The 10,774-nt window shown below is 36.0% G+C and carries 11 protein-coding genes and 1 pseudogene; 5 read left to right on the top strand and 7 right to left on the bottom strand.

Translation table 11 applies throughout. The features are described 5' to 3' along the window. Positions 1 to 386 precede the first annotated feature (386 nt). Positions 387 to 2,654: a TRAFs-binding domain-containing protein gene (locus tag F6K40_RS33280; RefSeq protein WP_293142369.1), complete on the bottom strand. Its 2,268-nt coding sequence runs from the start codon at positions 2,652 to 2,654 to the stop codon at positions 387 to 389. Positions 2,655 to 2,982: 328 nt separating this feature from the next. Then, the gene (gene recQ, locus F6K40_RS33285) at positions 2,983 to 5,178 is read right to left on the bottom strand and encodes a DNA helicase RecQ (RefSeq protein ID WP_293142371.1); all 2,196 of its coding nucleotides are present in this window, start codon (positions 5,176 to 5,178) and stop codon (positions 2,983 to 2,985) included. 270 nt (positions 5,179 to 5,448) lie between these two features. On the opposite strand from recQ, the gene F6K40_RS33290 reads away from it, so the two are divergent. The 3 genes from F6K40_RS33290 (at position 5,449) to F6K40_RS33300 (ending at position 6,402) form a co-directional block, all read left to right on the top strand. Next, positions 5,449 to 5,568 (top strand): element excision factor XisH family protein, encoded by a 120-nt coding sequence (locus F6K40_RS33290; RefSeq protein WP_293142373.1) that lies wholly within the window; start codon positions 5,449 to 5,451, stop codon positions 5,566 to 5,568. A gap of 91 nt (positions 5,569 to 5,659) precedes the next feature. Further along, complete coding sequence (locus F6K40_RS33295) at positions 5,660 to 6,076, top strand: XisH family protein (RefSeq protein WP_293142375.1); 417 nt, start codon at positions 5,660 to 5,662, stop codon at positions 6,074 to 6,076. After that, positions 6,064 to 6,402 (top strand): XisI protein, encoded by a 339-nt coding sequence (locus tag F6K40_RS33300; protein ID WP_293142377.1) that lies wholly within the window; start codon positions 6,064 to 6,066, stop codon positions 6,400 to 6,402. Before F6K40_RS33295 ends, F6K40_RS33300 begins: the two co-directional genes overlap by 13 nt. 347 nt (positions 6,403 to 6,749) lie before the next feature. Here F6K40_RS33300 and F6K40_RS33305 read toward each other — a convergent pair whose 3' ends face one another. The 3 genes and pseudogenes from F6K40_RS33305 to F6K40_RS33310 form a co-directional block, all read right to left on the bottom strand. Beyond that, positions 6,750 to 7,085: a XisI protein gene (locus tag F6K40_RS33305; RefSeq protein ID WP_293142379.1), complete on the bottom strand. Its 336-nt coding sequence runs from the start codon at positions 7,083 to 7,085 to the stop codon at positions 6,750 to 6,752. A gap of 104 nt (positions 7,086 to 7,189) precedes the next feature. Then, positions 7,190 to 7,306, bottom strand: a complete 117-nt coding sequence (locus tag F6K40_RS41165) for an element excision factor XisH family protein (protein WP_365673663.1) — start codon at positions 7,304 to 7,306, stop codon at positions 7,190 to 7,192. A 211-nt stretch (positions 7,307 to 7,517) separates the two neighbouring features. After that, positions 7,518 to 7,679, bottom strand: a pseudogene (locus F6K40_RS33310) (element excision factor XisH family protein); the annotation flags it as partial. 411 nt (positions 7,680 to 8,090) lie between these two features. Here F6K40_RS33310 and F6K40_RS33315 point away from each other — a divergent pair. Beyond that, positions 8,091 to 9,062 (top strand): GDP-mannose 4,6-dehydratase, encoded by a 972-nt coding sequence (locus F6K40_RS33315; protein ID WP_293142381.1) that lies wholly within the window; start codon positions 8,091 to 8,093, stop codon positions 9,060 to 9,062. A gap of 37 nt (positions 9,063 to 9,099) precedes the next feature. Here the strand turns inward: F6K40_RS33315 and F6K40_RS33320 are convergent, their stop codons facing one another. Next, entirely contained in the window at positions 9,100 to 9,339 is a 240-nt protein-coding gene (locus F6K40_RS33320) for a DUF5615 family PIN-like protein (protein WP_293142383.1), read from the bottom strand. Between the two features lie 89 nt (positions 9,340 to 9,428). After that, positions 9,429 to 9,659: a DUF433 domain-containing protein gene (locus F6K40_RS33325; RefSeq protein WP_293142385.1), complete on the bottom strand. Its 231-nt coding sequence runs from the start codon at positions 9,657 to 9,659 to the stop codon at positions 9,429 to 9,431. Between the two features lie 115 nt (positions 9,660 to 9,774). On the opposite strand from F6K40_RS33325, the gene kdsB reads away from it, so the two are divergent. Continuing rightward, the gene (gene kdsB, locus F6K40_RS33330; protein ID WP_293142387.1) at positions 9,775 to 10,518 is read left to right on the top strand and encodes a 3-deoxy-manno-octulosonate cytidylyltransferase; all 744 of its coding nucleotides are present in this window, start codon (positions 9,775 to 9,777) and stop codon (positions 10,516 to 10,518) included. Positions 10,519 to 10,774 lie beyond the last annotated feature (256 nt).

Below are 10,774 nucleotides of genomic sequence, written 5' to 3' on the forward strand. Positions count from 1 at the left end.
TCCTAATTTGACTGTTATAGTTGAGATTGCTTCGGGGGGTAATAATTGGGTAAAGCCAAATCATTAGTTTTCTGAGCCCCCCTCGCAATGACACGGAGAAACCATTAAGGAGCGCTGAAGCAATCTCAATGATGCTAGAGATTGCCACGGGGGGTAATTATGGGATAAACCAAAATAATTCTTTCTCAGCACCCCTCGCAATGACAGTAGAATTTAATATTGTCATTGCGAGGCGGTAATAGAGAGGTTAACCTTTCGCAGAAACCATTAACGAGCGCCGAAGCAATCTCCTAATTTGACTGTTATAGTTGAGATTGCTTCGGGGGGTAGTTGGGTTGCGCTACCGCTTAACCCAACCTACAACTGACTTCTGACTTCTGACTTCATTAACCACCTCCACAATGTCGCACATGATAAGTAGGAAACGTGCCATAAGATTTAGCCAAAGAAGTTTGCCCCACATAATCACAAGTAAATTCCTTCACCCCCTCGGAAGCTACCATCGCTGCAAACGCTTGACTTGAATAAACCTTTCCTGGTGGCGTAATAGGTTCAATCCTAGCGGCATAACTTACATGAGTACCACTGTAACTTGTCATCCCAGTTATGGGGTTAGTGTATTTATAAACCACCCCCGTGTGTAACGCTACCCGTAAATTCAAACTTGCAGGCAACTCTACTTTTTCCCAATCTGTACTCTGAACAAGATTGCATAATTCCAAAGCAAATAAACCGGCATCCCTGACATTAGAAAAGACATAATATAAAGCATCTCCCCAAGTATTTTTCATTACTGGTTTATAATCAGACTTCGCTTCAAAATTCGCCACCGCACCGAGAAAATGTTCTACAAATAGACTAATCTGGTTTTCCTTTAACTTAGAATAACTCTTAACATCTGCAAATAACAACGCCATAATTAAATGATTTTTGTCTTCTGGGGTAGAAGTTAGTTGCAAGGAAGTTGGCGTTGTGGATACTTTATTTACAATCTCTACTTTATTTGTCATCACAGATTCTAAAATCTGCTGAATATCAATTATTTCCACATTATTGTTCCATTGTCGCCAAAATTCTACAGCTCTTGCTGTACCACCTATCCCACCAATTTGTTGATTCCAAACAGCCATTGGTATAAGTTCTGTCTCCAACTGTTGTGCCCGCATTTTTGCCAACCCATAGAGTATCCTATTTGTGTATTCATAGACAATATTGCTTTGTTCAAGATTATAATGAGTTGGAATAATCACTTCTGTCGCTTTTTCCAAAACTTGCTCAAACCGTTGTCGCCAATTACTATTAGGAATAATATCGACAGACTCTTTCAGAAAATTTTCTCGCTCATGGGGCAAGACAATATGAGTCTCCCCCTCCAATTCAGACAAAGCTTCAAGGAACAAAATATCACTACCATAAGCTGCAGAAGCATAACCCAAACGAGCATCTAACTGAATTAGGCGATCGCGAATTGCCTCATAAACTTGTGATTCTATCTCTGGCGGAAATCTAGGTATTGTGCGCCCTGGTTCATCAATCATGTGACCACTAAATACTACTACCCTAGAAATAGGCAGACAATTTTTAACCCAATTAATATCTCCTTGTCGATATTCTAAGATTAAAGTAGCATTACGGCGAGTCGAACTTAAATCCCCAAATCTATTCTTACCTTTCTCCGCAGCTTGACCATACCAATCTTCTGCCTCAGAATTTTCCCCTAAAATTAAAGCAGTTTCTCCCAAAGTTGCTAGTAACCAGTAGTCATTCTCATTCCTCTGGGAAACTGGTGGGAGTTCAGCCAAACATTTTCCCCGTACTTCAACAGCGATCGCCTTTGCTGTTTCAGCATCTCCCATCAACATTGTCATTGTCGCAGCATTAATTCCTGGATAATAATTCTTACTCATTTGATAAGCTTGTTGATATCGTTGAGCTGCCAGTGCTATTTGTTGGGTACTTTCCTCTGGAGAACTTGCTTGCTGCCACAAATCTTTATGAGTTCTGGCTAACAAACTAATAGTTTCCTGATCATTTTTACCAGAGTTTACTAACTCTAATAATAAATTATTAGCCCGTTGAGTTGCTCCAATTCGAGCTAAACTCAAAGCTAAAAGTTGTTGTAAACGAATATCATTCGGCCATTCTTTTAACCCCTCCGATAAAATATCATAAGCCATTAATGGCTCCCCAAGTTTCAGGATATATTCACCCAAAATCCGAAAAATTTCTGGGTAACGCAAATGGAGATTAATAGTTTCTCGACGAATTGTTTGTAAACTTTTTAAATTTAGTTGGGATGATTTTTTTAAACTTTCTAAAATTAACGATAAATTACTGTCATCAACTGTAGCAGTTTTTTCTGTAGTAGTTTCACTTCCTTCTATTCGATAACCTATGGCTAAAAGAGTTTTAATTACTCCCATAGAAATAACGCGGTCATATTCTTTTTCTGACTCTGGCAATTCTTCATAAGGCACTAAACCAGGATGTAATTTTTGGGCATCATCTCGATTTTTTCCATATTTCCAACCTTCAGAAATTCGCTGTTTTGCCCAAATTTCATGGGTATTTTTAGCGAGTAATTCAGTTATTTTTAAATGTTCTGTTGTCAGATTTACCTTAGAAGTATCTATTGGGTCTGGTTTATAGTTCAAAATGGTCTCCTTCCGGAAATAATAGCTATACCGTTTCACGGAAAGCAAATTTTTTATTTACATGATGTAGACTTTAACATATTTTTGTGTAAATAATTAATTGATTTTTTGATCGAATCATTAGAGAAACAAGATAAGACATAGTTTTATAATAGTCATGACCAAAAAAAATATTCTTTAAAAGTTTGATAAAAAAAATCCGAACTTAGACTCTGAGAGTTAATTTATAAAGATAATTACAACAAAGTTTGAGAGCTAATTTATCAGGAAAATATAAAGAAAGTTGAGTCTAAATGAATAATAATTTTTAATCTTTAGTATTAGACCTCTAAAAATCTAAGCGATCGCTCCGCAAAAATGCCCTAACTAATTTAATATCATCGTAACTATAACGTTCTTGTAAATACTCATAAAGAGGCGTCAATTTTTCATCCCCTACTTCTTCTATTGCTGCAATAATTTCTTTCTGAATTTCTGGTTTTACCAACTTATCAATATCTACTGGTTGTTCCTTTTCTATCAACTCAGCTAAATGACTAGCAATAGTGCTAGTTTTCAACCCTCTTTCATTAGCAATAGCATCAATACTTAATCCTTTTTTATATAACTCCAAAGTTTCTATTTGCGTCAGAGAAGGAACATTATCCACAACTTTTGCTAACTCTCGAATAGGTTCCGACTTAGTAGGTAAACCATACTCCGCACAATAATTTCTAATCACCTCAATAAACTGCTTGCCATACTTATCTCGTTTCCTACTACCTACCCCAGAAATCTCAATAAATTCATCTAATTTTTGAGGACGTTTCTGTGCCATATCTCGTAAATTAGAATCGTGAAAAACCACATAAGGCGCTACCATTTGTTCATCAGCAATTCTTTTTCGCAACCCGCGCAATTCTTCAAATAATCTCTGCTCATCTGTTGCTAAAGAAGTAGTAGTTTTCTCAATCTGATGTTTCTTTTCAATAGCAATTTCCACCTTAATTTTTTTACCCATTACATCCCAACTATTTTGATTAAGTTTCAATACCGAATAACCATCAGTTGTTTCCTCCATTAAACCTCGATGTAAAAGAGACCTTGCTAAATTTTTCCATTGCTCAACAGTTCTATCTTTGCCAATGCCATAAGTAGAAAGTTTGTCATGTTTTCTCTCCAAAACTTTCTGATTTTTAGAACCTCTTAAAACCTCAATAATATGAGTCATGCCAAACCTTTCTTTAGTTCTCGCCACACAAGACAAAAACTTCATTGCTTCAATAGTCCAATCTTCAATTGGTTTGGGATATTTACAATTATCACAATTGCCACAATTTCCCGGAAAATCTTCTCCAAAATAGCCTAATAAAATTCTATGGCGACAATCAGTAGCTTCAGCATAATTAATCATTCTTCTTAACTGTTGTTCGGCAATTCTTTGTTCTTGCTCATCACCTTTTTGACCGATTAAATATTCAATATTTTTCTTATCCCCATAACTAAAAAATAGAATACATTGAGCAGCTTCTCCATCTCGACCAGACCTACCAGTTTCCTGATAATAACCTTCTATATTTTTAGGCAAGTCATAGTGAATCACAAACCTTACATCTGGTTTATCAATTCCCATACCAAAAGCCACAGTTGCCACAATTACATCAACATCATCTCGAATAAATTTAGTTTGATTAGTAGTTCTATCTTCATCATTCATACCAGCATGATAAGGCAAAGCAGATACATTATTTTGCCGTAATTTATAAGCAATTTCATCAACCCGTTTACGACTATTACAATAGATAATTCCCGAACCACCAACTGTTCTAATTATTTGTAATGTTTCCGCAAAAGTATTTTTAGCATTAGTTTTTTGACGCACTTCATAATATAAGTTGGAACGGAAAAAACTAGCTATATGAATATAGGGTTTCTGTAAATTTAATTGAGCAATAATATCCTCTCGAACCCGTTTTGTCGCCGTAGCAGTTAAAGCCATCATTGGTACATCTGGATAACTTTCTCGTAACATTTGTAATTGTCGATATTCTGGGCGAAAATCGTGACCCCATTCTGAAACACAATGAGCTTCATCTATAGCAAAAGTAGAGATACCTTGTTGAGCATTAATTAACTCTAAAAATGGTAAAAATTTATCTGATAATAATCTCTCTGGCGCCACATATAAAAGTTTGATTTTCCCCTGCATAATATCCGTTTCTCGCCTACGAGTTTCAGTTAAGCCTAAAGAGCTATTTAAAAAGGTCGCAGTAATACCATTATCTTGTAAAGATTCTACTTGGTCTTGCATCAAAGAAATGAGAGGAGATACTACTATTGTTAAACCCGATTTTAATAATGCTGGTAATTGGAAACATAAAGATTTTCCACCACCAGTAGGCATCACAATTAATAGGTCTTTTTGTTGAAGTGCTGTTTGAATAATTTCTTTTTGCCCAGGGCGGAAAGAGTCATACCCAAAGTAATTTTTGAGATGTTTTTCTAATGATAACTGGTTAAATTTTGATTGGTTTTGTAATGACATAGTTATAATTAATTTAATAATTTATTCTATTGTAGTGCCGTGTCTAGCTTTAAAATATGGGTGAAAAAACCTAACCCCCCAACCCCCTTCCTATCCCCCCTTGCCCCCCTTTTTAATCCCCCCTCCTTGGAAAGGGGGGATGAGGGGGGAGGAGGGAAGGGGGAGAAACTCCCCTCTCCTTGCAGGAGAGGGGGAGGGGCAGGGGGGAGAGGTCTTAAGCAAGCAGCAAACTTACCCACAATTTTAGTGTATTTAAGGAAACTGTCTATAATGCCTGCAAAAGATACTTTTCACCAGCTAGTTAGAACAGCTCTTGAAAATGAAGGATGGACAATTACTCACTATCCTTATCGTATAGATTTAGGATTTGTTGATTATTATATAGTTTAGTAGGTTGGGTTAAGCGCCAGCGCAACCCAACAAACAATGTGTATAATATTATATTCTAGCTACTAAATAAACTTTTAGAAAACTGTCTATAATGCCTGCAAAAGATACTTTTCATCAGCTAGTTAGAACAGCTCTTGAGAATGAGGGTTGGACAATTACCCACGACCCCTATCGTATAGACCTAGGGTTTGTTGATTTTTATATAGATTTAGGTGCAGAAAAGTTAATTGCTGCAACAAGAGATGGTAAAAAAATCGCTGTTGAAATCAAAACTTTTCTGGCAGCTTCAACAATTTCTGAGTTTCATATTGCGGTTGGACAATTTATTAATTATCGTATTGCTTTGGAAGAACAAGAATCAGAAAGACGATTGTATTTAGCAGTTCCTTTAGATATTTATAAGCGTTTTTTCAAATATCCATTTATTCAAACTGTAATTAATCGTAACCAAATCCTTTTAATTATTTATGATGTCGAAAAGGAGGTAATTAACCAATGGATAAATTAGATTTGTATCGTCAATTAATTCAGGAATTATTAACTGCAAGAGCAAAGTTACGTTCTCCTAACGACCTAATTAAAAGTCAAACAGTTTTTGACGACGAAGGAGACCATTATCAACTTGTTAATTTAGGTTGGAAAAATAACAATACCCGAATATATGGTTGTTCCATTCATGTCGATATTATTGATGGTAAAATCTGGGTTCAACATGACGGTACCGAAGACGCGATCGCTGACCAATTAGTTGAAAAAGGAGTACCTAAAAAAGATATTGTTTTGGCATATCATCCACCTAATCTCAGAAAGTATACAGAATTTGCCGAAGGTTAATTATCATCGTTATACTTGACAATAATAATAGTTTGTCCCTACTACAAACAAAAACATTTTTATCATTGATTATCCGAACATAATATAAATAAAAATCAGGCATTGGTAAAATAAGGTATGAAATTTGTATCAGAGCTAGATTGATAGTAAGGAAAAAAGCTGTTTTAACTACTGACTACTGACTATTAGAGTTCTCCAAAAATGAAAAATCAAATCAATTCTTACCTATAAATTATCAATTACTCCTCCCTGTTCCCTGTTCCCTGTTCCCTGTTCCCTCTTTTTTGGAGATGTCTATTGACTACTGACTACTTACTTATCACTTTTGTAGTGTCGCGATCATAAAATTAATTCACTGCAAATTCAGTGTGAGGACGTACTTCTGGCGGATGAAAACCCAGAACAATTTGAATTTTTGGAATTCCTGCATTGACTAAATCATTAGCAATACCATCCTCTAAACCATCTTCATGAATCCAAATTTTATCGCCAACAATTTCTAAATGCACAATACAACCATGGACTCTCCGCCTATTTTCCCATCCCCAAGTTATAAATAAATAATGTAACTTATCCTCACTCACGATCAAATGACGTTTAACTTCTCCATAGCGATAAGGAAGGTCTGCATATTCTTTTAAAATCGGATAAATAATTTGATAATATTTAGTTATTGAATCCATTGTAAAATTGGCTCCTCTATTTCATCAAAAACTAATAAATTTACAAGTTTTTGTTTTAATAATATCTTACCAACAGGTTGTTCAAAAATCTCCTCATAAGCTGATTATTTAATTGCTAAATACAATATTATTACTTCCTGCTTTTCTCTTAAAATTTCTCTATACAAAATATATTGACCAAGAGCTTTTTCTAAATCATTAATGCGGGAGTCACCAATAATATAGAATCCGGGTAATTAGTTATCGTATTACTGAGGAGTAAGAAGTAAGGAGCAAGGAGTAAGAAGTAAGAAGTAAGAAGTAAGAAGTAAGAAGTAAGGAAATGAAAATGTATAAATTTTTAAATTCGTATTTATGCTTAACTTATGTTAGTTGAGGAAGTAATGAGTGCGATTACTGTATAACCGGATTTTATATAAAGCTTTTAATTTATACGGCAATTTTTTGGTTACTTTTCTCTGCTGCAATTAACTTTTCTGCGCCCAAATCTACAAATAAATCTTTTTTGCCGATAGATAAAATTAAAGGATCGTCTGTAATATTCCAACCATCCTTGATTAAGGCATTTTTAACCGTATCGTGGTATAAGTCTTTGAGCTGGCATCAATCTTTTTTCTCCATATCATTAGACCTCTCCAGAAAAGAGGGAACAGGGAACAGGGAACAGGGAACAGGAAGAAGTAATTGATAATTTCTGGATAAGAATTGATTCTATTTTTAATTTTCGGAGATGTCTATTAGTTAGGAAACGATATTTTTAAGGTTTATCTCCTGTCACTTGCACTTAGTATATTCATTGTAAGACTTGATAATAAATACAGCAGATTCCAAATATTATGAGGTATAGATTTTAACAACCAAATTTTTGTAGTGCGGGCATCTTGCCCGCTATGATCTCCTCAACAAACTCAGAATATAAAAATTAATGATAAACTCTTAGCAAATACTTACCAGAAATGATATAATTTTTTATTTACTCTAAATATATTATCTAAAAATAAAAAAATGAAAAAAGCCCTAATCAGTGGAGTAAGTGGTCAAGACGGAGCATACCTAGCCCAACTATTACTAAACAAAGGTTACGAAGTTTGTGGAACATCCAGAGACGCTCAGATGTCTAAATTTACTAACCTACATCGTCTAGGGATATTCGAGCAAGTCAAGCTAGAATCAATGGCTCTCAATGATTTTCGTAGCGTTTTGCAGGTCTTGACCAAAATCCAACCCGATGAGGTATATAATCTAGCAGGTCAAAGTTCTGTCGGTCTTTCCTTTCAGCAACCCGTAGAGGCACTAGAAAGCATTGCCACAGGGACCTTAAACTTGTTAGAAGCCATTCGGTTTATGAAAGTCCCCATAAAAAGTTACCACGCCTCCTCTGGAGAATGCTTCGGTAATACTAATGGCCTTCCTGCCGATGAAAATACCCCCTTTCGGCCTAAAAGTCCTTATGGAGTTGCTAAGGCCACAGCTTTTTGGCAAGTAGCAAATTATCGGGAAGCTTACAATTTATATACCTGTTCTGGTATTCTGTTCAACCATGAATCACCTCTAAGACCAGAAAGATTTGTGACTCAAAAGATTGTCTCAGCAGCTTGTCGTATTGCCAATGGCAGTAAAGAAAAGCTGTATTTGGGGAATGTTGATGTGATTAGAGATTGGGGTTGGGCACCCGAATATGTGGAGACTATGTATTTGATGTTGCAACAAGATGAGCCGACAGATTATGTTATTGCTACTGGTGAAAGTTATTCTTTAGCAGACTTTGTAGCTCAAGCATTTGAATGTGTGGGTTTAAACTCACAAGACCATGTAGTGACTGATGAAAGTTTGTATAGACCAACAGATATTGCTTGGGGAGGAGGAAATCCAAAATTGGCTGAAGAAAAATTAGGATGGAGGGCAAGGTATAAAATGTCAGATGTCGTAAGGATGATGGTTGAGGATAAACTTGCTACTGCTACTTCAGAAAATTAGTACAAATCAAATTATATTGAGTGAACAGTTATTCAACTCAGAATAGCTCTAGACAATCTAACAATGGGTTAGAACACAACTCTTGTATTGCTGTTGCCCCAGATCGTAAGATTGATTCTACTTTTTCTGTTTTAACATTCCCGCAACGTAGCCAAATTACCTTTGGTGGAGAACCATAAAGACTACTTTTTTCAGCAAAGTCTGCATCTTGGGTAACGATACAAAAGTTTTTTGCTTTGGCAAATTCCCAAATTTCTGTATCTGTAGCTATAGTCATTTCTTCAAATTAAACCTGACTTGCATCAGGGAAAATATCTGCTATTCGTTAGACTAATTTTCTGCTTAAGTTTTGGTCAAATAGTAACTTCATTCTTTAGTTATTACTGCTACTGAACGACGTTCTCTATCAGCAGCAAATTCTAGACAAGCTTTAATATCCTCTTCTGTTAATTCAGGAAAATCCTCTAAAATTTCTGCAAAAGACATCCCTGCAGCTAACCATCCTAAGACATCGTAAACTGTAATTCGCATTCTTCTAATACAAGGTTTACTACCACGCTTGTCTGGTTCTATGGTGATGATTTTTTGATAACTCATAACTTATAGTTTTAGGTGATAAGACTAATTTTTTTATCCTAATTTTCTATTATATAGCCTTTTCAAATTGTATTAAGTTCAAAACGACTATTGTCCATTCCTAATAACTAACCCAATGAGCAACCTCAAATCAATAGTAGTCATACCTGCTCGCCTAGCTTCAACTCGTTTGCCTCGAAAAATATTGGCAGACATTGGCGGACATCCGATGTTGTGGCACGTCTATCAAAGATGTCTCCAAGCTACCAAACCATCAGAGATTCATATTGCTACTGACTCGGAAGAAATAGCTGATGCTGTCCGTAGTTGGGGCGGCAAAGTCTGGATGACTTCCCCAGATTGTGCTTCTGGTACGGAACGTATAGTTTCTATTATCCATCACTTAGAAGCAGATTTTATTGTTAATGTCCAAGGTGACCAACCTCTGTTGGAACCTCAAGTAATAGACCAAACTATTGAAACCTTTGAGAATACTCATCCTTTACCAGATATTGTTACTCCTGCTTGTCTACTTTCGGAAAAGGGTGTATTTGACCCCAATGTGGTGAAAATGGTGAAAAATCATGCTGGATATGCCATGTATTTCTCCCGGAATCCCATTCCTTATGTCCGAGATGTGGAATCAGAACACTGGTTTCAATCAACTAAATTTTGGGGTCATGTGGGGATTTATGGCTATAGGCGACAGGTACTCGAAGATTATCATACATTACCGAGCAGTGATTTAGAATCAGCCGAAAAGTTAGAACAATTACGTTTTTTACAGGCAGGGAAAACAATTATGACTTTTGTGACTGACCATCATGGCATATCTGTAGATACTCAGTGGCAGTTGGATATAGTTAGAGAGAGCCTTTAGGAAGTGTCGGAGGTGTCGGAGGTGTCGGAGGTATCGGAGCTTAAAAAAAACTGATGAATGTCTGGAAAATTTAGGGAGAGCGACTTTTTTGCCAGCTCTCAACCGAGCCTAACTATTGAACAATAGATTCAGAAAATCTCCATCTCGGGAAAATTTAGGGAGAGCGACTTTTTTGACTAGCTCTCAACCGAGCCTAACTATTGAACAATAGAGCCAGAAAATCTCCATCTCGGGAAAATTTAGGGAGAGCGACTTT

This window comes from Okeania sp. SIO3I5 (genome assembly GCF_010672085.1).
Taxonomy (GTDB): Bacteria; Cyanobacteriota; Cyanobacteriia; order Cyanobacteriales; family Microcoleaceae; genus Trichodesmium.

Coding starts and splice junctions, on each gene's coding strand:
- kdsB (WP_293142387.1), top strand. CDS start 9,775: ATGAGCAACCTCAAATCAATAGTAGTCATACCTGCTCGCCTAGCTTCA.
- F6K40_RS33295 (WP_293142375.1), top strand. CDS start 5,660: ATGCCTGCAAAAGATACTTTTCATCAGCTAGTTAGAACAGCTCTTGAG.
- F6K40_RS33290 (WP_293142373.1), top strand. CDS start 5,449: ATGCCTGCAAAAGATACTTTTCACCAGCTAGTTAGAACAGCTCTTGAA.
- F6K40_RS33300 (WP_293142377.1), top strand. CDS start 6,064: ATGGATAAATTAGATTTGTATCGTCAATTAATTCAGGAATTATTAACT.
- F6K40_RS33325 (WP_293142385.1), bottom strand. CDS start 9,659: ATGAGTTATCAAAAAATCATCACCATAGAACCAGACAAGCGTGGTAGT.
- F6K40_RS33305 (WP_293142379.1), bottom strand. CDS start 7,085: ATGGATTCAATAACTAAATATTATCAAATTATTTATCCGATTTTAAAA.
- F6K40_RS33320 (WP_293142383.1), bottom strand. CDS start 9,339: ATGACTATAGCTACAGATACAGAAATTTGGGAATTTGCCAAAGCAAAA.
- recQ (WP_293142371.1), bottom strand. CDS start 5,178: ATGTCATTACAAAACCAATCAAAATTTAACCAGTTATCATTAGAAAAA.
- F6K40_RS33315 (WP_293142381.1), top strand. CDS start 8,091: ATGAAAAAAGCCCTAATCAGTGGAGTAAGTGGTCAAGACGGAGCATAC.